The organism is Streptomyces sp. NPDC007945, assembly GCF_042958885.1.
Taxonomy (GTDB): Bacteria; Actinomycetota; Actinomycetes; order Streptomycetales; family Streptomycetaceae; genus Streptomyces.
Window position 1 is genome coordinate 32,657 of the sequence record NZ_JBIBJV010000009.1, and the last position, 24,847, is coordinate 57,503.

21 protein-coding genes are annotated in these 24,847 nt (G+C 75.4%); 13 read left to right on the top strand and 8 right to left on the bottom strand.

All coding sequences use genetic code 11. The annotated features are described in order from the left end of the window. Window positions 1–26 precede the first annotated feature (26 nt). The 6 genes from ACFZCF_RS25995 to ACFZCF_RS26020 all read left to right on the top strand — a co-directional run bounded on the left by ACFZCF_RS25995 (window position 27) and on the right by ACFZCF_RS26020 (window position 5,822). On the top strand, window positions 27–227 hold the full coding sequence (locus ACFZCF_RS25995) for a CDGSH iron-sulfur domain-containing protein (RefSeq protein WP_388448692.1): 201 nt from the start codon (window positions 27–29) through the stop codon (window positions 225–227). Further along, the gene (locus tag ACFZCF_RS26000) at window positions 224–1,252 is read left to right on the top strand and encodes an iron-containing redox enzyme family protein (protein ID WP_391289120.1); all 1,029 of its coding nucleotides are present in this window, start codon (window positions 224–226) and stop codon (window positions 1,250–1,252) included. The genes ACFZCF_RS25995 and ACFZCF_RS26000 overlap by 4 nt, the downstream gene beginning before the upstream one ends. A gap of 170 nt (window positions 1,253–1,422) precedes the next feature. After that, window positions 1,423–2,361 carry a short-chain dehydrogenase/reductase gene (locus ACFZCF_RS26005; protein WP_391289122.1) on the top strand — a complete coding sequence of 313 codons (939 nt, stop codon included), beginning with the start codon at window positions 1,423–1,425 and terminating at the stop codon, window positions 2,359–2,361. A gap of 2 nt (window positions 2,362–2,363) precedes the next feature. Beyond that, window positions 2,364–2,822 carry an SRPBCC family protein gene (locus tag ACFZCF_RS26010; RefSeq protein WP_388448346.1) on the top strand — a complete coding sequence of 153 codons (459 nt, stop codon included), beginning with the start codon at window positions 2,364–2,366 and terminating at the stop codon, window positions 2,820–2,822. A 16-nt stretch (window positions 2,823–2,838) separates the two neighbouring features. Further along, complete coding sequence (locus ACFZCF_RS26015) at window positions 2,839–4,440, top strand: FAD-dependent oxidoreductase (protein ID WP_391289124.1); 1,602 nt, start codon at window positions 2,839–2,841, stop codon at window positions 4,438–4,440. A gap of 104 nt (window positions 4,441–4,544) precedes the next feature. After that, window positions 4,545–5,822, top strand: a complete 1,278-nt coding sequence (locus ACFZCF_RS26020) for a peptide ligase PGM1-related protein (protein ID WP_391289126.1) — start codon at window positions 4,545–4,547, stop codon at window positions 5,820–5,822. A gap of 275 nt (window positions 5,823–6,097) precedes the next feature. Here ACFZCF_RS26020 and ACFZCF_RS26025 read toward each other — a convergent pair whose 3' ends face one another. Further along, window positions 6,098–7,009 (bottom strand): UbiA family prenyltransferase, encoded by a 912-nt coding sequence (locus ACFZCF_RS26025; RefSeq protein ID WP_391289127.1) that lies wholly within the window; start codon window positions 7,007–7,009, stop codon window positions 6,098–6,100. A gap of 78 nt (window positions 7,010–7,087) precedes the next feature. Between ACFZCF_RS26025 and ACFZCF_RS26030 the strand changes: the two genes are divergently transcribed. The 3 genes from ACFZCF_RS26030 to ACFZCF_RS26040 are packed head-to-tail and all read left to right on the top strand — an operon-like array spanning window position 7,088 to window position 9,814. Continuing rightward, window positions 7,088–8,230 carry a 3-oxoacyl-[acyl-carrier-protein] synthase III C-terminal domain-containing protein gene (locus ACFZCF_RS26030; protein ID WP_391289129.1) on the top strand — a complete coding sequence of 381 codons (1,143 nt, stop codon included), beginning with the start codon at window positions 7,088–7,090 and terminating at the stop codon, window positions 8,228–8,230. A 19-nt stretch (window positions 8,231–8,249) separates the two neighbouring features. Continuing rightward, window positions 8,250–8,786, top strand: a complete 537-nt coding sequence (locus ACFZCF_RS26035) for an isoprenylcysteine carboxylmethyltransferase family protein (RefSeq protein WP_391289375.1) — start codon at window positions 8,250–8,252, stop codon at window positions 8,784–8,786. Next, window positions 8,783–9,814 (top strand): FAD-dependent monooxygenase, encoded by a 1,032-nt coding sequence (locus ACFZCF_RS26040; protein WP_391289131.1) that lies wholly within the window; start codon window positions 8,783–8,785, stop codon window positions 9,812–9,814. The genes ACFZCF_RS26035 and ACFZCF_RS26040 overlap by 4 nt, the downstream gene beginning before the upstream one ends. 5 nt (window positions 9,815–9,819) lie before the next feature. Here ACFZCF_RS26040 and ACFZCF_RS26045 read toward each other — a convergent pair whose 3' ends face one another. Both ACFZCF_RS26045 and ACFZCF_RS26050 read right to left on the bottom strand, forming a co-directional pair. Then, a complete protein-coding gene (locus tag ACFZCF_RS26045; RefSeq protein WP_391289132.1) occupies window positions 9,820–11,340 on the bottom strand; it encodes an alpha/beta fold hydrolase in 1,521 nt (506 codons plus the stop codon). A 16-nt stretch (window positions 11,341–11,356) separates the two neighbouring features. After that, complete coding sequence (locus ACFZCF_RS26050; RefSeq protein WP_391289134.1) at window positions 11,357–12,058, bottom strand: hypothetical protein; 702 nt, start codon at window positions 12,056–12,058, stop codon at window positions 11,357–11,359. Window positions 12,059–12,441: 383 nt separating this feature from the next. Between ACFZCF_RS26050 and ACFZCF_RS26055 the strand changes: the two genes are divergently transcribed. The 4 genes from ACFZCF_RS26055 (at window position 12,442) to ACFZCF_RS26070 (ending at window position 14,910) form a co-directional block, all read left to right on the top strand. Further along, window positions 12,442–13,248, top strand: a complete 807-nt coding sequence (locus tag ACFZCF_RS26055) for a BTAD domain-containing putative transcriptional regulator (RefSeq protein WP_391289136.1) — start codon at window positions 12,442–12,444, stop codon at window positions 13,246–13,248. Then, window positions 13,235–13,987 (top strand): peptidoglycan-binding protein, encoded by a 753-nt coding sequence (locus tag ACFZCF_RS26060; RefSeq protein ID WP_391289138.1) that lies wholly within the window; start codon window positions 13,235–13,237, stop codon window positions 13,985–13,987. The genes ACFZCF_RS26055 and ACFZCF_RS26060 overlap by 14 nt, the downstream gene beginning before the upstream one ends. Window positions 13,988–14,043: 56 nt before the next feature. Next, a complete protein-coding gene (locus ACFZCF_RS26065; RefSeq protein ID WP_391289140.1) occupies window positions 14,044–14,268 on the top strand; it encodes a hypothetical protein in 225 nt (74 codons plus the stop codon). Between the two features lie 306 nt (window positions 14,269–14,574). Then, the gene (locus ACFZCF_RS26070; protein ID WP_388448368.1) at window positions 14,575–14,910 is read left to right on the top strand and encodes a hypothetical protein; all 336 of its coding nucleotides are present in this window, start codon (window positions 14,575–14,577) and stop codon (window positions 14,908–14,910) included. Between the two features lie 17 nt (window positions 14,911–14,927). On the opposite strand, the gene ACFZCF_RS26075 is transcribed toward ACFZCF_RS26070, so the two are convergent. The 5 genes from ACFZCF_RS26075 to ACFZCF_RS26095 all read right to left on the bottom strand — a co-directional run bounded on the left by ACFZCF_RS26075 (window position 14,928) and on the right by ACFZCF_RS26095 (window position 24,844). Then, window positions 14,928–16,292, bottom strand: coding sequence for a DUF6519 domain-containing protein (locus ACFZCF_RS26075; protein WP_391289142.1), 1,365 nt, complete (start codon window positions 16,290–16,292; stop codon window positions 14,928–14,930). A gap of 74 nt (window positions 16,293–16,366) precedes the next feature. Beyond that, window positions 16,367–18,499, bottom strand: coding sequence for a hypothetical protein (locus ACFZCF_RS26080; RefSeq protein WP_391289144.1), 2,133 nt, complete (start codon window positions 18,497–18,499; stop codon window positions 16,367–16,369). Beyond that, entirely contained in the window at window positions 18,496–21,705 is a 3,210-nt protein-coding gene (locus ACFZCF_RS26085) for a putative baseplate assembly protein (RefSeq protein WP_391289146.1), read from the bottom strand. Before ACFZCF_RS26085 ends, ACFZCF_RS26080 begins: the two co-directional genes overlap by 4 nt. Further along, window positions 21,702–24,485 (bottom strand): putative baseplate assembly protein, encoded by a 2,784-nt coding sequence (locus tag ACFZCF_RS26090; RefSeq protein WP_391289148.1) that lies wholly within the window; start codon window positions 24,483–24,485, stop codon window positions 21,702–21,704. Before ACFZCF_RS26090 ends, ACFZCF_RS26085 begins: the two co-directional genes overlap by 4 nt. Then, complete coding sequence (locus tag ACFZCF_RS26095) at window positions 24,482–24,844, bottom strand: GPW/gp25 family protein (protein ID WP_388448377.1); 363 nt, start codon at window positions 24,842–24,844, stop codon at window positions 24,482–24,484. Before ACFZCF_RS26095 ends, ACFZCF_RS26090 begins: the two co-directional genes overlap by 4 nt. Window positions 24,845–24,847: the final 3 nt, after the last annotated feature.

Sequence of the window (24,847 nt, forward strand, 5' to 3'; positions counted from 1 at the left end):
GGCCCGACACGCCGGCCTGCCGCAGGGTGTCCCTGGACACGGCGGGGCCCGTCCTCGTGGAGGGCCCCGTCGAGGTCGAGCTGGCCGACGGCTCCCTCGCCCGCTCCGACCGGTTCATGGTCGCCCTCTGCACGTGTCGCCGCAGCCGCACGTACCCCTGGTGCGACACCAGCCATCGCCGCCGCCAAAGGGCCGACACGGGGCCCGGAGACAGGAACTCGTCATGACCACCCTCACCACGAGCGCGCCGACGGCCGCCACCGGGCCCCGCCTGGTGGAGGGACGCGGCGAGCTGTCCACGACCGTCGTCCGGGCCCTCCGGTCCGGAGACGCGCCCGACACCTCGACCGCGGCGGTCCTGCGGGCGGACCCGTTCGGCGAGGACCTGCACCTCGCGCTCTACCTGCTCTACGAATTGCACTACCGGGGCTTCGACGGCGTGCCCGACGACCGGGAATGGGATCCGTCCCTGCTGCGCCTCCGGAAGGACCTGGAAGCACGTTTCCTGGACGCCCTGCGCGCCGCCCTGCCCGACGCCCCCCGCACCGTCGAAGACGCCTTCGCGCCGCTTCTCGTCGAACCGGTGGACCTCTCCGGCAGCCTCAGCCGTCACCTGGAGAAGGAGGGCGAACTCTGGCATCTGCGGGAGTACGCCGCCCTGCGGTCCCTGTACCACCTCAAGGAGGCCGACCCGCACGCCTGGGTCATCCCGCGCCTCACCGGCCGGGCCAAGGCCGCGATGGTCGCCATCGAGTACGACGAGTTCGGCGCGGGCCGAGCCGATCGCATGCATGCCCGGCTGTTCGCGGACCTCATGGTCGACCTCGGCCTCGACCCCGCCTACGGCCGCTACCTCGAAGCGGCCCCCGCCGCGGCGCTCGCCACCGTCAACGTCATGTCGCTCTTCGGTCTCCACCGCGCGCTGCGCGGGGCGCTCGTCGGCCACTTCGCCTGCGTCGAGGTCACCTCCTCACCCGGTTCCCGCCGACTCGCCGAGGCGATGCGCCGCTGCGGGGCCGGCGCGGCGGCGGAGCACTTCTACGCCGAGCACGTGGAGGCCGACGCCGTCCACGAGCAGCTCGTGCGCCGCGAGGTCGTCGGCGGCCTCCTGGCGGACGAGCCCGCCCTGGAGGAGGACATCGCCTTCGGATGCGCGGCCACGGTGTTCCTGGAGGACCGGCTGGCCGACCACATCCGCGCGGCGTGGGCGGCGGGGGAGAGCGCCCTGCTCACGCCGCTGCCCCCGACATGACCCGCACGCCCTCCCGCCCCGCCGGAGGCCGACGCCCCCGGGCCTGCCTGGCCCCCCTCGGCCGGGGCCGGCGCACCGCAGCCCGGTGGGAGGGCCGGTGCCCACGGCCTCCCGGCCGGGCCGGAGCTCCTCGGCCGATTAGAAGGCGGCCGGACGGGCACACGCCCGCCATGACGAGTCGCGGCCGGCGTGACCACGCGGACGACCCGGGCCCCCTGGCGGGGCGCGTCGCCGTCGTCACCGGCGCGGCCCGGGGACTGGGCCGGGGGCTCGCGTACGCCCTGGCACAGCGGGGCGCCCGGGTGGCGCTGGTGGGCCTGGGAGCCGAGCGGCTCGCCCGCCTCGCCGCGGACCTGCCCGGCGAGGCCCGGTGGTGGGCCGTCGACGTGACCGACGCCGACGGGCTCGCCGTCGCCGCCCAGGCCGTCCGCCGGACCCTCGGCAGCCCCTCCGTGGTGGTGGCCAACGCGGGCGTGGCCCTCGGCGGCCCCCTGCTGGACTGCGAGACCGACGCCTGGCGCCGCGTCATCGACGTCAACGTCGTCGGGAGCGCCCTCACGGCCCGCTGCTTCCTGCCGGACCTGCTGCGCACTCGCGGCTACTTCCTCCAGGTCGCCTCCATGGCCGCCCTCGCGCCGGCGCCCCTCCTCACGGCGTACTGCGCCTCGAAAGCCGGCGCGGAGGCGTTCGCGCACGCCCTGCGCGCCGAGGTGGCGCACCGTGGCGTCGATGTCGGCGTCGCCTACCTCAACTGGGCCGACACCGCCATGATCCGGGCGGCCGACGAGACGGCCGTCTTCCGCGAGCTCCGGTCGCACCTGCCCTGGCCGACCTCCGTCGTCCACGACCCCGACCACTACGTCCGCAGCATGCTCCGCGGCATCGAGCACCGCTCCGCGCACATCTACGACCCGCCGTGGCTGCGCGGCACCCAAGCGGCACGGTCCCTCCTGCCGCTCGTCGTCGCCCGCCGCTCCCGGCGGGTCCTCGCGGCCCGGGGCGAGGCGCCCCTGCCGCCCACCGGCCTCCTCGGGCCCGGCGGAGCCGCCGCGCGCCCCGCGCCCACCGGGGGCCCCGACCCTCATCCTCAGCTCCGCCCCAGGGAGTGACCATGGCCGTACGACACCGACTCGTCCACGCGACCCCGCACCAGGTGTGGGACGTCCTCGCCGACGCCAGGCGCTACGCCGACTGGGTGGTCGGCACGAGCGAGTCGCGCCCCGCCCGCGGGCAGTGGCCCGCACTCGACTCGGCCCTGGAGTACACCGTCGCCCTCGGCCCGTGGACCGTGTCCGGCACGACGGTCGTCCGGCGGGTGGAGGCCCCCCGGGAACTCGAACTGGAAGTCGACAGCGGCCCCGTCGGGACCGCCCGGGTGGCGATCGAGGTCCGCCCCTGGGGCGAGGAGTCCCTGGTCATCGTGGACGAGCACCCGCTGCGGGGAATGGGCGGCGTCCTGCACAACGCGGCGGTGGACGCGCTGATCCAGCTGCGCCACCGCAACATGCTCAGACGCCTCGCGGCCGTCGTCGAGGACCACGCCCGCACCGGCACGCGCGCACCCGCGTGAGGGCGGGGGAGACGCGATGCCCGACGCGATCGTGATCGGAGCCGGACCCAACGGACTGGTCGCCGCCAACCTCCTCGCCGACGCCGGCTGGAGCGTGGCGGTGCTCGAAGCGCAGCCCGAACCAGGAGGCGCCGTACGCAGCGACCGCGGCGTGCACCCCGACTACGTCAGCGACGTGTTCAGCGCCTTCTATCCCCTCGCCGCCGCCTCGCCCGTCATCGCCTCCCTGCGCCTGGACCGGGAGGGCCTCGTTTGGAGCCACGCCCCGCGGGTGCTCGCGCACCCCCTGCCCGACGGCCGGTGCGCGGTCCTCGACCGGCTGCCGGGGGACACCGCCGCGGCGCTGGACGGGTTCGCGCCCGGGGACGGGGACGCGTGGCGGGACCTGTGCGGGATCTGGGACCGGCTCGGCACCGGCATCGTCCGCGGACTGTTCACGCCCTTCCCGCCGGTGGTCCCCGCCGCCCGGCTCCTGGACGGCGTCCGCCGCGCCGGCGGGCTTGCGCTCGCACGGCGGCTGCTGCTGCCCGTACGCCGGCTGGCGGAGGAGGAGTTCCGCGCCGAACCGGGCGGCCTCCTGCTCGCGGGCAACGCCCTGCACGCCGACCTGCCCCCCGAGGCGACGGGGAGCGGGGGCTACGGATGGCTCATGTCGATGCTCGGCCAGCACCACGGCTTCCCCGTCCCGGCCGGCGGCGCGGGCGAACTGACGGCCGCGCTGGTGCGGCGGCTGGAGCGACGGGGCGGCGCCGTCCACTGCGGCACGCCCGTCGCCTCGGTCGTGGTACGCGGCGGTCGCGCCGTCGGCGTACGCACCGCGGCGGGCGACCCCGTACCGGCCCGCCGTGCCGTCCTGGCCGACGTCTCCGCGCCCGCGCTCTACGGCTCCCTGGTCGGCGAGGAGCACCTGCCCGACGGCCTCCTCAGGGACCTGCGGCGCTTCCAGTGGGACTTCGCCACCTTCAAGGTGGACTGGGCGCTCGACTCCCGGGTGCCCTGGACGGCCCCGGACGCGGCGACCGCGGGCACCGTGCACCTGGCCGACGGCATGGACGGCCTGACCGCCTACGCCGCCCGGCTCGCCACGGGACTCGTCCCCGAGGACCCGTTCCTCATCTTCGGCCAGATGACCGTGGCCGACGCGACCCGCTCCCCGGCGGGAACCGAGTCCGCGTGGGCGTACACCCACCTGCCGCACCGGATCAAGGGCGACGCGGGCGGGCAGGGCCTGACGGGCCGATGGGACGGCGGCGAGAGCGAGGCGATGGCGGACCGCGTGGAGGAGGTCGTCGAACGGTACGCCCCCGGCTTCCGGTCGCGCGTCCTGCGCCGCAGGATCCTGGCCCCTCCGACCATGGAGGCGATGGACGCCAACCTGCGCGCCGGAGCCCTCAACGGCGGCACGGCCGCCCTCCACCAGCAGCTCGTCTTCCGGCCCCTCCCCGGCAACGGGCGCCCCGAGACACCCGTCAAGGGCCTCTTCCTCGCCTCCGCGTCCGCCCACCCGGGCGGCGGCGTGCACGGCGCGCCCGGCGCCAACGCGGCCCGGGCCGCCCTGCGACGCCACCTGCCCACGGTGCTGACCGTGCGCCGCCGACGCCTCCCGCGCTCGCTTTAAGGGGTCCCGGACCGCCGCGGGCGCGGGCGTCCGCGGCGGCCTACCGTAGGACGCACGCGGCTCCTTGCCGCTCCCGGACCCCGAGGCGAGCGAAAGGAACGCCGGTGGACGAGCCCGACGCGGGGCCCCTGCTGCTCTTCGCCAATTTCCTGTCGGACCTGGCGGTGGACCTGGCGGAAGGCGGGGCGCTCGCGCGCTGGGCCCAGCAGGCGCCGCGCAAGGCGTGGCTGCTGCGGACCGGCGACGCGCTGGTGACCCCCGGTTCGCTGAGCGAGGACTTCCGGCGGTACGTGAGCGGCCTCACGGGGGTCGCCCCCGAACGGACGACCGTCATCGAAGTGCCGCCGGCCGGCGCGGTCCCGCTGGCCCGCGCGGTGCGCGAGGCCGGGCTCACGGACCGGGTGGCCGCCCACGCGCGCAGGCCGGGAACGGCGCTGCTCCCCACCGCCCCCGACGCGTCCGCCGTCGCGTTCGCCCGCGAACTCGGGCTCACCGTCCACCCGTACGCGACCGCGGAGGAGGCCGCCGCCGCCCTGCCGGTGACGATGCTGCTGAACACGAAGGCCGGATTCCGCGAAGCCGCCGCGCGACTGGGCATGCGCCTTCCCGAGGGACGGGTGTGCTCCCGCCCCGAAGTCGACGGAGCCGTACGGCGGCTGCTCGAACGGCACGAGAGGGTGGTCGTCAAGCCCGACCGCTCCGCGGGGGGCCACGGGATGCTCTTCCTGTCCCGGCGGGACGTACGGGGACCGGGCCCGGCGCTCGCGCCGGTCGGCGGCCCGCGGGGGACGTGGGTGGTGGAGGAACACGTGGCCGTGGCCGAGTCGGTGAGCGTCCAGTTGGAGAACACGCCCTCCGGGACCAGGGTCCTCTTCAGCGGCGCGATGCGGACGGAACACGGCTCCTTCACGGGCTACGTGTCGCCCCTGCCGCCGTCATGCGCGCACGTGGCCGGCGAGCTGGAGGAGTGGGGGCGGAGGCTGGGCCGCCACCTGGCCGCCCACGGCCACCTCGGCCCGTTCGGACTCGACGCGCTCGTCGACACGGCCGGAGTGCCGTACGCCGGCGAGAGCAACGTCCGCAGAACCGCCACCACCACCCCCCACGCCATGGTCACCCGGCTCACGGCCCCGGCCGGAACGGCCCCGCCGGCATGGTCGGTGGCGAAGGGACGCACCCGGACGGCCCTCGGCCTGACCGAGGCCCTCGCCCGCCTGCGGGAACGCCGGCTCGCGTTCGACCCGGCACGCGGCCAGGGGGCGGTGCTCTACGCCGACGCCCCCGAGGACGGCCGCTCCTGGCGCTACGCGGTCGTCGCCCCCCACCCGGACGGGGTGGACGAGACGGAACGCGGGCTGGTCGAGGCCCTCGAGATCGAGTGACCGAACTCCGCCGGGACAGGGCGCCCCCACGAGGGGGTCCCGGGCTGCCCACGCCGGCCGGCAGGCGAGCCCCCCGCGTGAGGAGCCGGTATCCGGGACGGTCTACAGCCACCACGACGTGCACGCCGTCGACCTTCCCGCCTGGCGGGTCACCGAGCCGCCACGCCCACCCGGTAGGACGCCGGACGGCCCCGTGACAGGGAGCGCGTCCGGCCTCGGCGCGAGTCCGTCCCCCGGCCACGGCTGCTCGCCACAGTGCCGGGCTGACGCCCTGGTCACGGCGTGATTCGGCCGGCGAGGGGCGCGGCTCCGGCCAGGACCAGGAGCGCGGCGTCGACGCCGGCCATGCCCAGGACGGCGACGAACGGCGCGCGGCCGCGCAGCAGACCGGGTGGTCCGGCCACCGCCACGGCACAGAGCGCGAGCGCCACGCCGATCGGGACCGCGGAGGCCGGGGTCACCGGGCCCGCGGGGCCGACGGTCAGCGTCACGCAGGAGGCCAGGGTCAGGGCGGCGGCCGACACCAAGGACCCGCGCCGGCCCAGTCGCTGGGGGAGCCCCCGTACCCCGTTCACGAGGTCGTCGTCGAGGTCCGGCAGGACGTTCGCGAAGTGGGCCCCGGTCCCCAGGAGCGCCGCCGCGGCGGTCAGCCACAGGGGCGGCCACGGGCTGCCCGGAAGCGCCGGCGTCAGGAACGCGGGCAGCAGCCCGAAGGCGGCGGTGTAGGGAAGCCACGACAGGACCGTCCCTTTGAGCCACAGGTTGTACGCCCACCCGGCGGCGACGCCGACGAGGTGCGCGGTGCCCGCGAGGAGCCCGCAGCCGAGCGACAGCGGCACGCACAGCAGCAGCGCCGCGCAGGCCGCCGCGCCCACCGTGCCCGGCCGCACCGCGCCCGTGGCCAGCGGCTTGTCACGGCGCCCCGCGGCCCGGTCGCGCCGCAGGTCCAGCCGGTCGTTGGACCAGCCGATCGACAGCTGTCCCGCGGCGACCGCCGCCACCGCCAGGGCCGCGGAGGCGGGCTCCACCCCGAAGGCGGCGGCCAGCAGCGCCGCGAGGACCGTCACCCCCGCCGCCGGCACCGGGTGGCTCGCCCTCAGCAGACCTACGAGGAAGGAGCGTTCCGCCGGGCCGGGGACCGCCGGGGCGGCGAGGTGGTGGGGTCCTTCGTCCGTCGTGGGGCGCATCGCCCCACGCTAGGCGACGGCGCGCCCACGATCTCCGGGTTGAGGCTGTCGACGCCCCGCCGTCCCTATGTTGGAGCAATGACCCGCGTCCTCGCGGTGAGCACGGCCTTCCCGCCGCACCGCCACCCGCAGCACGAGATCACCGAAGACCTCGTCTCCGGTCTGCCGCCCGGACCCGACCGGGCCCTCGTGCGCCGGCTGCACGCCGCAACCGGCGTGGAGAGCCGTCATCTCGCTCTGCCCCTCGACCGCTACCGTGACCTCGGCACGTTCGGCGAGACCAACCGCCTCTTCGTCGAACTGGCCGTCGAGCTGGGCGCCGAGGCCGTCGAGCGGGCGCTCCAGGACGCCGGCGTACGCCCGGAGGACGTCGACCTCGTCGTCTCCACGACCGTGACCGGGATCGCGACCCCCTCCCTGGAGGCCCGCCTCGCCGGACGAATCGGTCTGCGGCCCGACGTCAGGCGCATGCCCCTGTTCGGGCTCGGTTGCGCGGCGGGTGCCGCCGGCCTGGCCCGCGTCCACGACTTCCTCGACGGCAGACCGGACGGCACCGCCCTCCTCCTCTCCACCGAACTGTGCTCGCTCACCCTGCAGCGCGCCGACACGTCGACGGCGAACCTCGTGGCGGGCGGCCTCTTCGGGGACGGAGCCGCCGCCCTCGTGGCCGTCGGCAGCGACCGTCCCGTCGACGGTGACGTTTCCCCGCCGTCCTCGGTGTCCTCGGCGTCCTCGCCGTCCTCGCTGTCCTCGTGTTCGCGTACGGCGGCACGGCCGTCCGGGCCCCCCGTGCCGAGCGTGGTGGCGGCGCGCAGCCGCCTGTACCCGGGGACCGAGCACCTGCTGGGCTGGGACGTCGGCGACTGGGGCTTCCGCATGGTCCTCGGCCCGGAGCTGCCCGCACTCGTCAGGCTCCAGGCGGCCGAGGAGGTCGAGTCCTTCCTCGCCGCGCACGACCTCAAACCCGGCGACGTGGGGGCGTGGATCTGCCACCCCGGCGGCCCGAAGATCCTGGACGCGTTCGCCGCCGGGCTCGGCCTGCCGGACTCGGCGCTCGCCGCGAGCCGCCGCGCCCTGGCCGCCCACGGCAATCTGTCCTCCGCGTCCGTGCTGCAGATCCTGAAGGACACCCAGGCCGACCGGCCGCCGCCCGGAACGATCGGCCTGGTCGTCGGTTTCGGGCCCGGCTTCTCCTCCGAACTCGTCCTGCTGGCCTGGTGAGGTTCCCGTGACAGTGACGGTGGCGCTCTACAGCGTGTTGGTCCTCCTGGTCGTCGCCGAACGCCTCGCGGAACTCGCCGTGGCGCGACGCAACGGCTACTGGAGCCGGGCCCGGGGCTCGCGCGAGCACGGCGCCGGACACTACCCGTTCATGGTCGTCCTGCACGCCGCGCTCCTCCTCGGCTGCCTCGTCGAGCCCTGGGCGGCCGACCGGCCGTTCCTGCCGGCGCTCGGCTGGGTCGCCCTCGTCCTCGCCCTGGCCGCCCAGGCCCTGCGGTGGTGGTGCATCGGCACCCTGGGGCCCCGCTGGCACACCCGGGTGCTCATCGTGCCCGGCCTGCCGCTCGTCGCCTCGGGCCCGTACCGCTTCCTCCGGCATCCCAACTACGTCGCGGTCGTCGTCGAGGGCCTCGCCCTACCCCTCGTGCACACCGCCTGGCTGACGGCCCTGGGCTTCTCGCTCCTGAACGCGGCCCTGCTCACCGTCCGCATCCGCTGCGAGAACACCGCGCTGGCACCCGCACGCGACCGCACCCCCGCCGGGGCCGCGTCGTGATCGACCTCCTCGTCGTCGGGGGCGGCCCGGCGGGCCTGGCCACCGCGATCCACGGCGCGCGACGAGGCCTCGACGTCATGGTCGCCGAGCCCCGGCCCGCGCCCGTCGACAAGGCCTGCGGAGAGGGACTGATGCCCTCGGCGGTGCGCGCCCTGGACGCCCTCGACGTGCGGGTGCCGGGGCGACCCCTGCGGGGCATCCGCTACGTCGACGCCGAGGGAGGCCGCCGCGCCGAGGCCGCGTTCCGCACGGGTCCGGGGCTCGGCGCGCGCCGGACCGTGCTGCACGAGACGCTCACCGCCCGGGCCCTCGCGCTCGGCGTCCGCGTCGAGCCGCACCGGGTCCGCCGGGTGACCCAGACCGAGGCGTACGTGACCGCCGACGGGCTCACCGCCCGTTACCTGGTGGCGGCCGACGGACTGCACTCGCCGACCCGGCACGCCCTCGGCCTGACCGTACGGCCGGCCGCCACCCGGCGACGCCCGCCCCGGTACGGGCTGCGGCGCCACTACGCCGTCGAACCGTGGACCGATCTGGTGGAGGTGCACTGGTCCGCCGACTGCGAGGCGTACGTCACCCCGATCGGACCGCGGCAGGTCGGCGTCGCCGTCCTCACCTCGAACCGCCTGCCCTTCGACGAGCAGCTGACCCGCTTCCCCGCGCTGGCCGCCCGTCTGCGGACGGCCGACGGGACCCCGGTCAGGGGCGCCGGGCCGCTGCGCCAGCAGGCCCGCACCCGCACGGCCGGCCGCGTCCTGTTCGTGGGCGACGCCGCCGGGTACGTCGACGCGCTGACCGGCGAGGGCCTCACCCTCGCCCTGACGGCGGCGGACGCCCTCGTACGCTGTCTGCGCGAGGGCCGCCCGCACGCCTACGAACAGGCCTGGTGCCGCCTGTCCCGCAACTACCGCCTCCTCACGAGGTCCTTGCTCTGGCTCCGCAACCAGCCGGCCACGGCCCCCCTCATCACCCCGGCGGCCGCCCGGTTCCCCGGCCTGTTCCAGGGCGCCGTGAACCTGCTGGCCTGACCTCCTCAGCTCCAGTCGGACACGGCGAGGCGGATCCGCGCGTCCTCGCCGAGGATCGTCGTGGTGGATTCGGGCAGGGGGATGTAGCTGATCCATCTGCCGCTCGCCGGATCGTCGTCGGCCAGTTCCAGGCCGGCCGGCCGGTAGTCGCTGATGGGACCGACGATGTCGGAGTTCCAGGTGGCGCGCAGCGCCGGAACCCCGGCGTCGCCGCTGACGTCGACGATGAGGATGTCGTCGAAGTCGGCCGTCCGCTCGATGTGGTCGCGGAAGTCCAGGAAGCCGTTGTCCCGTTCGCGCAGCGACAGCACGCGCAGGTGGAGCGCGTACCGCAGGGCACCGGCGCCGTTCGGGCTGGCCAGGTTCTCGCACAGGAAGGTGCTCACCAGCGGCACGGCCCGTTCGCCGTCCGCCCCGGGCATGGTGTCGCCGTCGAGTTGGATCGGGCACCACTGGTCGCTGGAGCGCTCGTGCATCACGATCTGCAGGCCGCGGATGGACAGCCCCACCTCCGCCTGCCACACGGTGTTCTCCTCCTCCGGCAGCCGGTAGCGGACGAGCACGGACTCCACCTTCAGACCGCCGAACAGGAACCGTCGCAGGTTCTGGTAGCCCTCCTCGGAGTTGACGAGGCCGTAGCGCCCGCTGTGACTGCGGTGGACGTAGGCGCAGAAGGCTCCGGGCACGTAGGCGTTGTCGATCTGCACCAGCCCGTCGCTGCGGGGTCCGACCGCGGCGGACGACAGGCCGTGCGCCACGTCGTAGTCGCCCGGGTTGGTGCCCACCAGGCAGAAGACCTGCCGGCGGGGGAAGGCGAAGGGCTCCCCGTCGGCGGGCATCGCCCGCGGATCCCAGTTCCCGGGCGGCTCGTCGCGCGGGGTGGCGCCCGGTGTCAGGTACTGGTACATCCGCTCGCGCCCGAAGATGTCGGCGCCGTTGATGCCGATGGCGTCCCGCAGCCGCTCCAGCATCCCGAAGCCGACGTCGAAGGAGATGCCGCCGTGCGGCGTGCCGTAGGTGAACAATTTGGCGACGCGGGCGGTCGGTTCGATGCCGCGTTCCGGCAGCAGCTTCTGGAGCAGGCAGCGGCAGATGAGGCCGCCCATGGAGTGGGCGACCAGGTGCACCCGGTCGACGTGGGCCTTGGCCCTGAGCTCGTCGATCAGTTCGAGCAGGTCCTGCGCGGCGTCCTCGACGCGGAACTCCTTGGGCGTGCCGCCCCAGGTGCTCGCGGAGGGATCGTAGAAGCGGTGGATCCAGATGGTGTGCGCGGGGACCTCCGCGTGCGTGTCGAGGTACGTCTCCTGGTTTCCCTGGACGAGGAGTTGATACCCCTCGTCCACCATCAGCCGCAGCAGCGGGCTCTCGAACTGGTAGAAGCTCGGCTTGTTGTCCGGTCCGATGCGGATGTGCGTGGAGCCGGCGTTGAATCCGAGGAACGGGTCGGCCACCGCGCTGTCGATGCCGGACTGACCGCCGGCGAAACCTCGGACGTAGATGACGGGGAGTTTCTGGGCCTGCGACATACGGACCGCCTGGGTGTCAGCACTCACCGACGCCCGGGAGCCAGGCGGCCGGATCGTCGATGAAGATGTTCGAGAGGTATCCGCCGAGGGCGGGGACGTACGACCACGCGTCGTTGACGTGACCGGCGGCGCTGACGGTGTCGCCCCTCGTCTGGCACGCGACCACCACGCGCGTGGGCCCGGGCAGCACGGCCACGACCGCGGCCCCGAGGGAGGGGGTCGCCCGCACGTTGACCTGGGTGCCCCACGTGGTGAAGGAGCCCGGTTCGACCGCGCCGCCCCCACCGCCGCCCCCGCCGTCCGGCGCCTCGCCGAAGAGCGGAAGCCGCCAGTCCTGGGCGTCGTCGCAGAGGGGATCGGCCACCACGGACAGATGGAAGTGCGCCTCGTGCGGATTGGCGCCCGTGTACGGCTCCCACTGCCACGTACGGTGGGTGGCGATGCGGCGGTTGGCGATGACGTACTTGACGCGCGGGTCGCGGCTGCCGAGCAACTGGTCGGCGACCTGCTGGATGTCGAGGCCGTGCGCCGGGTCGTGGGTGAAGTCGCGCGCGGTGACGATTCCGGGCCCGTACCACGGGTTGTGATCACTGTCGCTGCCCCGTGCCTGGTGGGCCGCGTCGCCGATGCCGCCGTCGGCGGCGAGGCTGCGTCCGGGGAAGCGTGCGTCGAGCTGGTGCCGCAGGGTTTCCAGGCTGTTCGCGACCCTCCAGGTCATCGTGGCCTCCTCGGGGATGTCCGTCGCTGTCACTCTTCGGGAGGGGCCCGGCCGTCCTCGGGGCCTGACCGGGCCGCCGTGACCGAAGGTACGGAACCGCCGTCATCCGGGCGTCACCGCGTCGTCAACGCCGCGCTTCCGCGGCGCGGCGGTCGGATCGGCACCCCGGTGACCAGCGGCGGATCGTCTCCGAGCGGTCGACGCACCCGGTTGCGCCCGCGCAGGCGGGGGACGAGACTGAGAAGGACAGGCCTCGTCCGAGGTCGTGGACCCCGAAGCCGAGTCGACGGACGTCAGTCGGCCGGGAAGCGGCACCGAAGAGGACGAGACGGTACGGCCTTCACGAGGCGCGCCGACGCGAGATCCCGGTGCGCGAGGCGGTCATGGACAGGAATCCCTCCGCTCAGTTGCGGTTGCTCGGCCGTTTCCGACTGGAATGCGGAACGCGCAGCATCGACCTGTGCCGCAACGGGCAACGGCTGCTGGCCTTCCTGAGCCTGCGCGAGAGCGTGCCCCGCACCGTCCTGGCCGGCACGCTGTGGCCCGAGGTCACCGAGGAGCACGCCAGGGGCAGCCTGCGGACCGCGTTGTGGAAACTCCCCCGGGGCGAACTCCCGCTCGTCCGCTGCTGCGGAGACGTCCTGATGGTCGCCCCGGCGCTGCGCGTGGACGTCCACGCCCTCACCCGCACGGCCCTCGGCGTCGTGGCGGGCCGGTTCCCCTCGTACCGCCCCCTCCCGCTCGCCCTCCTCACCGGCGAAGACCTCCTGCCGGGCTGGGACGAGGACTGGGTGCTGCTGGAACGCGAACGCCTGCGCCAACTGCGGCTGCACGCCCTCGACTCACTGGCGGAAACCCTGGTCGAGCAGGGCAGGACGGCCCTGGCCATGGAGGCGGCGTGGGCCGGCATACGCGCCGAGCCGCTGCGCGAGAGCGCGCACCGGGTCGTCGTGTCCGTGCACCTCGCGGAGGGCAACGTGGACGAGGCGCTCTGTCACTACGCGCTGTTCCGCACGCTGTCGAACGAGGAACTCGGGGTCGAGCCCTCGCCCCGGTTCGCCCGCCTGCTCGCCGAGCGGCTGCCGCCGCGGGTCGCGGCAGGACACCACGTACGCGCTCCCGGGGCGGCCGCGCGAAGGAGCCCCGACCGACCCGCTCCCCCTGTCGGAGGCACGCATGCCTTGGCCTGAAGCACCGGACATGGAACCCGGCGACGTCGTCAACATCCTCGGCGTCGACCACGTCTTCTACGACGACGTGATGCGCACCGGCGGCACCCTCGCCTGGAACGACCAGAACCCCGGGAACATCGTGCGCTCGGGTGAGGCGGAGAGTTACGGCGCCTACCCGGGAAAACAGAACCGCGGCTTCGCCGTCTTCCCCGACGAGGCGACGGGCTTCGAGGCCGTTCGCCGCTATCTGGCACGACGCGGGGACAGGACGATCACCTCGGTGATGCACGACTACGCCCCGGCGAAGCACGGCTCCAACGACCCCGCGGCGTACGCCCAACAGGTCGCCGCCGCCCTCGGTGTCGGAACGGAGACGCCCCTGGGCTCCCTCGACGACGGCGGACTCACCGCGTTCGCCTCCGCGATCCAGCGGATCGAGGGATGGCGCCCCGGCGGGACCCACGGTCCCGGCGCGCTGCCGGGAGACGTCGCGCAATGGCTGGCCGACCATCCCGGCCGCGCCGAACGCGTCGCCGCGGACCAGCCGTTCGCCCGGCGGGGGACCGTGGCGGAAGGGGTCAAGAACATCCAGCGGCGCCTGAACGAACTCGGCCGCACCCCGCCCCTCGACGTCGACGGCGACTTCGGCCCGCGCAGCGACGAGGCCGTGCGCTGGTTCCAGGCGAGTCAGGGCCTGACCGCGGACGGCATGGTCGGCAACAAGACGTGGCGGCGGCTCATGGAGGTCCCGGGCTGACCGCACCGAGCACGACACCCGGGCCTCGGCCCCCGGCACACGACAGGAGAAGCACCATGGCAGCCACCGCGACCATCCTCGACGCCTACTGCATCCACGCGGCCACCGGTACCGACGCGTCCGTGAACGAGGCGGTGGGCGCCCTGGCCGGCAAGATCCCCCTGAGCAGCATCGGGACCTCCCTGCAGGACTTCGTCACGTCCGTTCCCCAGGCCGTCGCCGCGATCGACGCCGCCCAGGGCGACCCCGACAACCTGTACGTCACCTACCGGGTCGACTAGACCGTGGAGGGCGGCTGGGCTTGCGAGATGTGCGGCACCGATGTGCCGCACGGGGCACAGCGGTGCCCCGTGTGCCACGCCTACGTGCCGTTGTACGACGACGGCGAGGGGCCCGAGCCGCGGCCGGCCCGGCGGAGGATCCTCCGTCCCCCGCCGCCCCCGCCCCCGCCCCCGCCTCCTCCTCCTCCTCCTCCGCCCCGGAGGGTTCCGCCGCCCCCGGTCACGCCGCCTCCCCGACCGCCCGTCCCGCCGCTCCCGGTCGGCACCCTGGCGGGCAGCGGCCTGGTCGAGGGAGTGGCGCGGAACGTGCAGATCCGCACCGAGGTGCAGGGGAGTTCCGGCAACACCAGCTCGACCGTGGTGTGCAACTTCCGCGTGGAGGTGCAGGACCGGCAGGGCCGCCCCCTGCGGCTCGTCCCCGTGGAGATGCGCGGCTACTCCTTCGAGGGCGCCGTCAACGAAGGGGACCGGGTGCGCGCCCACGGCAAGGTGAAACGCGGCACGCTGCGGGTCAAGCGGCTGCACAACCTGACGACCGGAGCGGAGGTGTCGGCCCGCACCACGCCCGTGGCCCTGGTCGTCCTGGCGTTCGCGCTCTTCGCGGCCTGGGCCGTGTACCTCTTCGCGTTCGCGGGGCGCTGAGCCGCACGCCGCGGGACCTACCGCCGCGGGGGGAACGGGACCCGGAGGTCCACCATCCGGAAGTCGTCGCCGTCCCGCGGCTCCAGGAGCGCGAGCGGGGCGTAGTGGTACCGGACGCCGTGCGGGCGGCGCTTGAGGGGCTGCCCCTGCCGACCGCGCGGCCACTCGACGTCCCCGGTGAGAACCCTGGCGGGGATCAGCCAGTAGTCTCCGCGGCGGTAGACCCGCGGCCCGTCCTGCCCGGGCTCGAACCGGATCTCGACGCCGTCCTCGAGCGGCAGCCACTCCCCCTCGCGCACCGCGACGCCCATCGGGTCCGCCGGTCCGCCGTCCCACCCGCCGGTTCCGTGGTCCCAGCGGCGCAGCAGCGGATGACGCGTCCGCACCTGTCCGGCGGACCGGTGGAACGGATCGTCGGTGACGTCGCCGTCCAGGGTGACCCGGTAGGCGTCGTGGTCGACCCTCCGGACGGTGTAGAGCCGGCCGCAGTCCGCGTCGGGCCGGTCCGAGGCCCCTCGGCAGACCACGGCGTCGTCGACGACCTCCACCACGTCGCCGACGTCCACGCCGAGCTTGTCGTCCCGGCCCAGCGTCTCCAGTTCGACCTCGGTTCCCGACACGCCCCGGACGGGCAGGACCACCGAGCCGTTCTCCCGCGACCACTTGAAGGTCGCCGTGCCCTCCCTGCCGCCCCGGTGCACCTCCACCCGGTACAGCTGGTTCTCCGGGCCCAGGTAGCCGGACGACGGGGCCGGCCCGTGCGGCGGGACGGCCGCCTCCTCGGGGCGGCGGGTCCGCGCGGCGAGCACGCCGCGCGGCTCGAAACGGCCGCTGACGCGGTCCCGCAGGAAGCGCCCGGCACTGCGCATGTCGGGCGTGCCCGAGCCCGGCTCCAACGGGAGCACGCACACCTGCCAGACGACCCGGGTGCGCGCCGTGGTGTCCGGGCCGTCGGGGCCGAGTGCCGTCTCCCGGATCCACGGCGCCTCCAGGGCGGTCACGAACCGCTCCCACACCCGCAGGTACACCAGGAAGGGGCCGGCGGGCAGTTGGTCGCGCTCCGGGTCCAGGTGCCCGTCGGGCTGGTCCCAGTAGTCGGTGCCGTCGCACTCGCACAGGATGCCGTCGACGTACATGCGCCCCGGGGCCACGGCGAAGGTGTCCCCGTCGTAGCCGTCGATCCCGAACCCGCCGATGCCGTCCGGGTCGGGCGGGTACGCCGCGGGACCGAGGACGTCGGCGGCCAGGGTGCGGACGTAGTGCAGGAGGATCGCCGTCTGCTCGTTGAAGTCGGCGTCGAGCTGGACCCGGCCCTGCTGGGACAGTACGGAGGAGAAACGCCGGGCGGGATCGAAGAGGACGCGGGAGAAGTCGCCGTGCATGCGGGTGCTTCCTGCCTGGGCCGAGGGCGGACGGTACGGGGTGGCGGGGCGGTGCCGGGCGGTCCCGGGGGGACTCAGGTGGCGAAGTAGAGCCCGGCGTCGCATCCGGCGGGCGTGTACTCGGCGAGCCTGGTGCGCAGGTTGTCCTCCCGCTGCGGCTGGAAGAGGTGGTGCAGCGCGCCGGGCTCCGAGCCGTTGTCGCCGCCGCGGCGGATCTCCGGGGCGCAGGTGTCGGCGAGCCGTACGTAGTCGGGCGAGCCGTACCGGGTGTCGGCGAAACGCGGCACCACCCGCTCCGGGTCGCCGGAGTGGTCGGGCTCGCAGTGGAAGCGGGGCGGCGTCACCGACCCCGGCGGAAGCCAGCAGAAGCGTACGGAGCCCTGGTCGCACCGGTCGATCCGCACCTCGCCGTCCAGCAGGCAGTTCTCCAGCACGTCCACGACCCGGGCGCGCACGGACCCGATGACGGTGGTGCGCCGGGCGGTGAGGACGACGTCCGCGGTGCCGCCGTCCGGGGAGCCGACCGCCGTGGCCTCGCGCAGGTTCGCGTCCAGCACGCTGTCGTACACCTCGATCCGGTGGGGCTCCCGCCCCTCGCGGCCCGCCACGGCGACGGCGCCGACGACGCTGTGCCGGATCTCGGCGCGGACCGGGCTCCCGGCGATGTCCAGGCTGGGCGCCCCCGGCGCCACCGGCCTGCCCTGGTCGCGCAGTTCCCAGCCCGGCACGAAGGTGCAGTGCCGGACGACGAGACGGTCCACGCCGCCCCGCACGCGCACGCCGCCGCCCGTCACCAGCAGCCCGTCGAGGACGACGCGCGCCGTGGCACCGGACGGCTGCCCGTCCTCCGGACCGGTGATCGTCAGCGCGGGCGGACGGTCGTCGCCGGGCCGGCCCCGCAGCCGGACGACGGGACGGACCCCGTCGGCCGCGCGCAGGGTGAGCCGGTCTCCCGGGTCGAGGCGGATGGTGCCCGGATCCGCCCAGACGTCGTTGGAGGTGATCTCCACGATCGCCTCGGCCTTGTGCGGGTGCCCCCGCTTCGCCGCCTGCCAGTGGTCGAGCGCGTCGGCGATGCTGTGGTGGTCGTCCCCGCCGGGGCCCACCCGGTAGCGCTCGACGCTGCCCGCGGGCGCGGGCTCGGGGCGGGGATACTCGCCGCCGCCGAGGTCGCCCGAGAAGGCGTGGTGGTACGTCACCCGGACACCGTCGGCGGGAGCCGTGCCCGGCGGGAGCATCAGGCGGCCGAGAACGGGGTCGACGGCCACCTCCCCGGCACCGGGGCGGTACCGCCAGCCCGACAGGTCGGCGGCGACGATCCGCCGGGGCGACACCACGGTGTCGCCGGTCCACACGCACAGGCTCTTGCCGGGCCCGTAATAGTCGTAGAGCCGCTCGGCGAGGGCCCGGCGGCCGATGGGCTCCGGGACGTTCGTCTCGTCCGCGACGTGACAGCTCGACGGCTCCGGCACGGGGGCGGTGAACAGGGGCGTGTCGATGGCGAGCACGTTGAAGGTGTAGCAGGCCCGGTCCCGGTCCAGGCAGTAGGCGGGGGCGCGTGTCACGGAGTAGGGGCGCAGCCGCCACAGGTGCAGCCCGACCGACCGGATGCCGTAGCGGCCGGGGCGGCGGGCGGAGCCGGCGCGCGGAACCTCCACCGTCCGGGCGAACTCGTCGAAGGGGCCGCCCAGCCGGTCCAGGGCCGCCGGGCTGCGCACATCGACGAGCCCCCCGCGCGCCGGTCCGCGCCGCACCGCCCCGGTCTCGGGCGCCGAGCGCCGTACCGGCTGCGTGACGCAGAGCAGACGGCGATGCTCGACGACGCGCGCCGGCCACCCGGCCACGGCCGCCGCGAGGTCCTCCAGGAGCGGCAGCGTGCCCTTGCGGCGGCGGTTGAGGACGGTGTCGGCGACATCGCGGCGGGGAACCGCGGCGGCCGGCAGGCCCGTCCCCCGGGAGCTGTCGTCGGACAGGGCGGCGGCGATCCCCGGCAGGATCTCGTACCCGACGAGGTCCCCGATGTACGGCACCACCCAGTCGTCGCAGGTCTCGATGAACCAGTTGTCGTAGAGCCGGTCGATGTCCTCCTGGAGGACCGCGACCTGTTCGGCGACGACCGTCAGCAGGGCGCGCAGCGGCCCGCCCTCCTCCGCGTCGCGCCTCCGGAGCACCGTGGGCAGCAGCGCGTACAGCTCGTCGGGGGTCACGGCATCCTCCGCAGGATCAGCGTGCCGGGCACGGCCGGGTCGAGCAGGACCAGCTGGGCGGGGCGCATCACCGGGCGCGGCGGCGGCCCGGCGGCCCGGTCGCCGGCCGGGGGCACGGCGACCGGATGGCGCAGCAGTACCGTCGGGGCCTGCGCGGCGTCGACGAGGGCGGCCGGATCCGGCGCGCCGCCCGGCGCGCCGTCGCCGGAGGTCACCGGGGCGCGGGCCATGCGCGGGCCGGCGGGCAGGGAGGGCACGCACGCGACGACGGAGGGATGTTCCGCGAACCGCACGACGGAGGCCGGGTCCGCGCCCTCGGGCACGCCCCCGAAGGCGTCGACGTCGACGAAGTCGACGCCGGGCACCGCGTGCGCGGCGGCGACGACGGCGCTCAGGTACACGGGATGGCCCAGGTGCGCCCCCGCGAATCCGAGGCGGTCGGCCAGCGCCTCGCGCACCCGCCGCTCGACCTTCTCCGGAAGGTGACCGGGGGTCGTGCGCACACCCAGCGCCACCACGAGCCGGACGCGCTCGCACGGTTCGACCCGCACCGGCAGGGCGGGGTCCCCGTACCGGCGCAGTGCCGCGCGCAGCCCGGCGATCAGGGGCGAGGCGGCGTCCAGCGGCGCGTCGTCGGCGGCGGCCACCGTGACGTGCAGGACGGGGCGGCCGCCGTCCACGCAGCGGCGGGCCACGGCCTTGCCGACGCCCGCGAAGGCGCGGGCGAAGGACTGGAAGTCGCGCACCGACACCAGCCGGTCGAGGGCGGCCGGCCGCAGGGGGATGGACCGGCGCAGCTCCGCCGGGCCGTCGGCGTCGGCCCCGCCGCTCGCGGGCAGCGGATTGGTGACGCCGCTGACGCCGAGGGGCCTGCTCACGACCTGGTTGATCCGGCCGGCCGCCGCGTTGCCGGCGCGTCCGCCGCCGACGCGGTAGCGGGCGGTGACGTTCTCCGTGCCGGAGGGCAGCCGGGCGCCGTTCCGGCCGTCCCCGAACTCCACGGCGGCCCGCCCGTCGGGCCCGGCCCGCAGGCCGAACACCCGCTCCGTGGGCCCCGCCTCGCTCAGATCGACGGTCCGCCGCCACGCCACGTCGTCGACGCGCACCGTGAGGGCCTCCTCGCCGCCGTCGGCGCTCACCGACGGCAGCCAGACGAGCGGGCCCCGCCGCAGCGGCAGCACCTGCCCGGCCCGGGTGGCGTCCCCGCTGCCGAGCACCTCGGTGACGGTCTCGCCCGCGGTCGCCGGGACGACGTTGCCGTGGACGACGACCGTGTCCCGGCGGTAGCGGTGCGCGAGCGGAGCCGTCAACAGCAGCGTGGTGCGCACCCGGTCGTCGCAGGACGTGCCGTCGAAGGCGTGCCGCACTCCCCTGAGGACCGCGAGTTCGGAGCCCGGCACGCCCGTGCGGCGGCCGGTGGTCGTACCGTCCTCCGGCACGACGTCCGTGCGCTCGCCCGAGACGGCGACGAGCCTGCCGGGGGCCAGCCCCTCGAAGACACCGTCCAGCGGCACCGTGTCGCCCGCCAGGTCGGTGGTGTCGGGCGAGGGAGCGAGCACCAGCGGTTCGCCGGCCGCCCACACGGTGGTGGCCCGCCGGACCGGGACGTCCTCGCAGTCGTCGGTCCACGGCTCGGCCAGCCGCAGCCGCGTCACCCGCAGGGCGTCCTGGTCGTTGGCGACGGACAGCCGGCCCACTTCGACCACCCGGATGACGCGGACGCGGATCCGGCCCGCCACCTGCACGGCGATCCAACTGCCCGGCTGGATTGCCTCGTGCACCGCGTCGAGCAGCAGGACGTCGTTCGCCAGCGGGCCGCCCCCCTCGGACCGGGACGCGCGCAGCAGCCGCCTCACCCGGTCGTCGTCCGGGATCGAGGCGCCCAGCGGGGTGGCGGTGACGCGGAAGTGCCGCACGCCCGGCGGTGCTGTGGCCGGAAGGGAGACGGCGGACAGCGCCCGGTACAGGGACGCGGTGAGTCCGGTGCGGTTGCCCGCCAGCAGCCGGGGCAGCGCGTCGGATCCGGCGCCCAGGGCGTCGGTGACCGCGGGAGCCTGCCGGGGCGGCGGTGCGACCGGCCCGAGCGCGTACAGCAGCGGATCCACCGCGTGCACGACCCGACCGCCGGGACCGCCGAGGTCCCGCAGCAGTGCCTCCTCACCGGCCGGGGCCGCCGGCGGGGGCTCCTCGGCCAGGCGCCGGACCGCGTCCTCGACGGTCGCGAGCCGTACGGCGGCCCGCTCGGCGAGCGCGTCCGCGTCCACGTCGTCGCCGAGACCGGAGAGACGCTCGCGCAGTCGGCGCAGCCCGCGGTCGAGCCGGGCCGCGAGGGTGTCCGGATCGCGCAGTTCCTCCGCGCGTTGCCGCACGTCCCGCACCATCTCCAGCAGATCCTCGAACGGCCCCCGGGCCGACGCGCGCTCCGCGGCCTCCTCCATGTCCTCCCGCAGCGCCTCCACCGCGTTGTCCAGCTGCCGCGGCGGGTCGGGAACCCGCAGCCGCACGGCGGTCCGCCCCCGTACGGGATCCCGCTCGACGCCCGTCACGAGCCGCGTGAGGTTCAGGCGCGCGTCCGGAAAGGTGAACAGCAGGCGGTCGCCGGGGCGCAGGGCGGACTGCGTGCCGTCCACGTCGACGGAGGCGATGACGGGGGCCACGTCAGGCGTGAGCGCGGTCGGGAGCGTGGTGCGCACGGGCAGCGTGTTCCACTCCGCTCGGGCGGCGAGGTCCACGGAGGTCTCGAACACCGCGGGCACTCCGCCGGGTTCGGGCTCTTTCCTGACCTGCGAGCCGGCCGGTACGACGCAGGACGTTCCGGGGTCCAGGGTGTAGGCGAGGTGGGCGGTCGCCGCGAGCGCCGGGCGCGGCCGGTGGCCGACCAGCCGGCCGAGCCGGGTCAGGGACTCCTGCTCGGTCGCCGTGCGCAGGAACCCCTCGTTCGCGATGCGCTCCTGGTAGAACGTGAGCACGTCGGCGACGACGGCCCAGGCGTCGAGCAGGGCGATCGAGGGGTCGTCCGGCTCCCGGGTGGTCAGCGCGGCCAGCGGCGTCCGGTCGCCGGCCGGCGACAGCCGGGCCAGCATCGCGTCGAGGAACTCCCGGTGGGTTCCCACGCGGTAGGCGAGCGCGGGCAGTCCTGGCCGGTTCCACACCCGTGCCGGGGCGCGGCCCTCGGCACCCGGCCCGTCGGTGGGCGCTCCGGTCATCGTCCGCCTCTCAGCCGCAGGGTCAGACGCCCGTTCTCCGGGCGGGTGACGTCACCGTCGAGCCGCGGGATCTCCAGCGGCCGCAGGCGCAGCTCCCCGGAGGCCGGGACGTCCGGTCCCACGGCCTCCGCTCCCGCCCCCCGGAACCTGCGCAGCAGCGTCACCTCGGCGTGCCGGACCCCCGGCACGCCCATGCAGAGCGCCACCAGGACACTGGCCCGCACCGGAGTGCCGAAGGTCAGCGCCGACGGGTCGAAGAGACCCGCCGTGCCGTCGGGCCGGCGCCCGGGCAGGAAGACGCGCTGCAGCGCTTCGCGGACATGGGCGGTGACGTAGTGCGGGTCGACGAGGACGTACAGCGCGACGTCGAGCGGGACCAGCAGCGCGGGCCGGGTGACGACGTCGTGACCGATGCGCCGGTAGGGGTGCAGCGCGGCGCGCACGTCCGCCAGCAGCGACGGCGACGGCACGGCCGTGCCGGCCGGGTCGAGGGCGACGTCGGCCTCGTACCAACTGCCGTTCCAGCGCAGGGCGGCGGCGGCGCGCTGCACCTCGGGACGGGCCGAGGCGAGCGTGGCGTAGTCCTCGGCGGTGACGGCGCGCAGCAGGCCGCGGAACGCCGAGCGGGGGGCCGCGAGCCGCACCTCCGCCACCGGCTCGGGATCGGTGCCTCCGGTCACCGGCACCGGGTTGCGCACCCGTGTGACGGACGGCAGCCCGTGGTCGCGGTGGGCGATCCGGTTGACGGCCTCACTGCCCGCGTTGCCCGACCGGCCGTTGCCGACCCGGTAGGCGAGGCGCAGCCGGGTACCCGGGTGGGGCGCCCGCCCGCACCGGCCGTCTCCGAAGCGAAGGGTGAGCACCCCCTCGTCGTCGGTCTCGCCCACGACGTGGCGGTCCAGCGGGCCGCTCCCCAGGAGATCCCGGCGGGGGTCCCACCGCGCCCCGACGCCGTCCGCCCCGTCGATCTCCGTCAGGTGCAGCACCGGCAGCGCCTCACGGGGGTCGGGGCGCAGCGCGCTGCGGGCCGGGCCGTGCAGGGCGGGGTTGTCGCGGTGCAGCGCCTCCGCCGCCTCCCGCCCCCAGGTGTGCAGGAGTTCCCAGCTCGTGTCCGCGGGATCGAGGACGTAGCCGGACCGGGCCCGGCGCACGAGCGTGTCCAGGCGGCGCAGCCTGGGTTCGATCAGCTCGTGGAAGCGGGACAGCAGCCGGGCGACGGTGTCGTGGCGGTCGCTGTCGTCGGCGAGGTCGCCGACCGCGGGCGCGCCGAACCAGGTCCGCAGGAAGTCGTGGTCGTCCTCGTCGAATCCCACCGCCCCGTGGTGCAGGTCGCGCAGCCGGTCGCGGGCCCGGCCGGGGAGGTCGAGCAGCCGGTGGGCCTGCGCGGCGGCGACGTCGGCGGGGCGCGGGTACGGCGGCGACCAGGTGACGGGCGTGCCGCGCACCGCCGCCGTGAAGGGCCGTCCTCGCGGCGCGCCGTCCGGCACCTCGACGGTCTCCTCGGCGTCCCCGCCCGGCAGCCAGGCGTGGTCCAGGCCGTGTTCCACGAGGAGGGCGTTGCCGCGTGCCACGATCGACGCGCCGGGCCGTCCGTCGGGCCCCCGGGGGTTGCGCACCGACAGCGGGAAGGCGAGGGCGTCCTCGTCGGCCCAGGCGATCTTCACGACCGGGGTACCGGAATCGGCGTCCACGTCGCGCGTGGCGCGGGTGAGGCGGACGGCCTGCCGGTGGGCGGGGTCGGGCGCGCCGCCTCCGGGGCCGTGCGTCTCCTCCAGGACGAGAAGGTCACCGGCCTTCAGCCGGAGCACCCGCTGTCCGCCGTGCCCGTCGAGGAGGGCGGCCCGCGTGGTGCCCTCCGGCAGCGGGAACGCGTCCCGCCCCCACGCCCACAGCGGTACGGCGTTGTGCTCGGGCAGCAGCTCCACCGTGCGCCGCTCCAGCGGCTGGTACACCGGATGCGGGCCGGCGGTGAGCGCTTCCCGCGAGATCGTCGGGCCGCTCGCCGGAGCGCCCGGGTCCTCCGGCAGCGCGGCGAACGCCAGGTCCTCGGACCGCACGGTCAGCGGCGTGGACGTCTCGACGCACACGACGGTGCGGGCCGCGCAGCCGTCGTGCATGGAATGGCCGACGAGGCGTGCGTGCCGCCGCACCGAGGTGCGCAGCCGGGCGGTGTCCAGGTAGGCCTCGGTGGCCACGGCGTCCTGCTGGTAGCTGAGCCGGTCGCCGACGTGGGCCAGGAGCTCGACCAGGGTGACCCAGAGGTCGGGGACGTGCCGCTCGGTCCACTGCGGCAGGGTGAGCGACAGCCGTTCCAGGAGCAGCCGGCGGAAGCCGGCGTAGTCCTTGGTCAGGTAGTCGATCGCCGGCGCCGGGCCGACGGGCGGCCCGCTCGTGGGGACGAGGCGCGGCACACCCTGCGGGGGGCGGCGCACCCCGGGATCGAACGTGAAGTCCGCCCGGTCGTGAGCGCCGTGGAAGCCGCGCCCCAGCAGCCGCAGCCGGTACGTCGAGTCGTCGCCGGGCCGGTCCAGGTCCAGCCGGAGCCGGGTGACGGCGGTGTCGTCCGGTTCCGGCCCGGCCTCGGGGGTGACCCGCACGACGCGGATCCCGCCGACGCGCCGCCCGCCCTCGATCAGGAAACTGTCGCGGTTCACGCGCCGCGGAAGGGCGCCGAAGAAGGTGACGGTCAGCGCGCGCCGGTCCGGATGCGCCCGCACCTCCGCGATGCCGGCCGGTCCCCGCGCGCGCGGGTCGTCGTCCGGGCCGTCCAGCACGGTCATGAGTGGGCTCCTCCGCTCACGGTCACGGTGCGGTGCTCGCCGGTCGCGAGGAGGACGTACGCGACGTGGACGTGGAGCGTCGCCTCCTCCGAGGTCACGGTGAGGGACTCCACGGTGAGCAGGTCGCCGAGCCAGCGCTGGAGCGCCGCCTGCGCGGCCACCTCCAGGGTCGCGGCCAGCTCGGGGCTGTTGCCGGCGAAGACCAGGTCGAGGTGGTTGCACCCGAAGTCCGGCCGGTTGACGCGCTCTCCCGGACTCGTGAACAGGACCAGTTCGACCATGTCCCGCACGTGGTCGGCGTGGCCGGCGCGCGCCGTGCGGCCCCGGGCGTCGAACCGGTAGGGGAACTCGATGTCCATCCC

Coding starts and splice junctions, on each gene's coding strand:
- ACFZCF_RS26000 (WP_391289120.1), top strand. CDS start 224: ATGACCACCCTCACCACGAGCGCGCCGACGGCCGCCACCGGGCCCCGC.
- ACFZCF_RS26005 (WP_391289122.1), top strand. CDS start 1,423: ATGACGAGTCGCGGCCGGCGTGACCACGCGGACGACCCGGGCCCCCTG.
- ACFZCF_RS26010 (WP_388448346.1), top strand. CDS start 2,364: ATGGCCGTACGACACCGACTCGTCCACGCGACCCCGCACCAGGTGTGG.
- ACFZCF_RS26015 (WP_391289124.1), top strand. CDS start 2,839: ATGCCCGACGCGATCGTGATCGGAGCCGGACCCAACGGACTGGTCGCC.
- ACFZCF_RS26025 (WP_391289127.1), bottom strand. CDS start 7,009: ATGCGCCCCACGACGGACGAAGGACCCCACCACCTCGCCGCCCCGGCG.
- ACFZCF_RS26030 (WP_391289129.1), top strand. CDS start 7,088: ATGACCCGCGTCCTCGCGGTGAGCACGGCCTTCCCGCCGCACCGCCAC.
- ACFZCF_RS26045 (WP_391289132.1), bottom strand. CDS start 11,340: ATGTCGCAGGCCCAGAAACTCCCCGTCATCTACGTCCGAGGTTTCGCC.
- ACFZCF_RS26050 (WP_391289134.1), bottom strand. CDS start 12,058: ATGACCTGGAGGGTCGCGAACAGCCTGGAAACCCTGCGGCACCAGCTC.
- ACFZCF_RS26055 (WP_391289136.1), top strand. CDS start 12,442: ATGGACAGGAATCCCTCCGCTCAGTTGCGGTTGCTCGGCCGTTTCCGA.
- ACFZCF_RS26060 (WP_391289138.1), top strand. CDS start 13,235: ATGCCTTGGCCTGAAGCACCGGACATGGAACCCGGCGACGTCGTCAAC.
- ACFZCF_RS26065 (WP_391289140.1), top strand. CDS start 14,044: ATGGCAGCCACCGCGACCATCCTCGACGCCTACTGCATCCACGCGGCC.
- ACFZCF_RS26075 (WP_391289142.1), bottom strand. CDS start 16,292: ATGCACGGCGACTTCTCCCGCGTCCTCTTCGATCCCGCCCGGCGTTTC.
- ACFZCF_RS26085 (WP_391289146.1), bottom strand. CDS start 21,705: ATGACCGGAGCGCCCACCGACGGGCCGGGTGCCGAGGGCCGCGCCCCG.
- ACFZCF_RS26090 (WP_391289148.1), bottom strand. CDS start 24,485: ATGACCGTGCTGGACGGCCCGGACGACGACCCGCGCGCGCGGGGACCG.
- ACFZCF_RS26095 (WP_388448377.1), bottom strand. CDS start 24,844: ATGGACATCGAGTTCCCCTACCGGTTCGACGCCCGGGGCCGCACGGCG.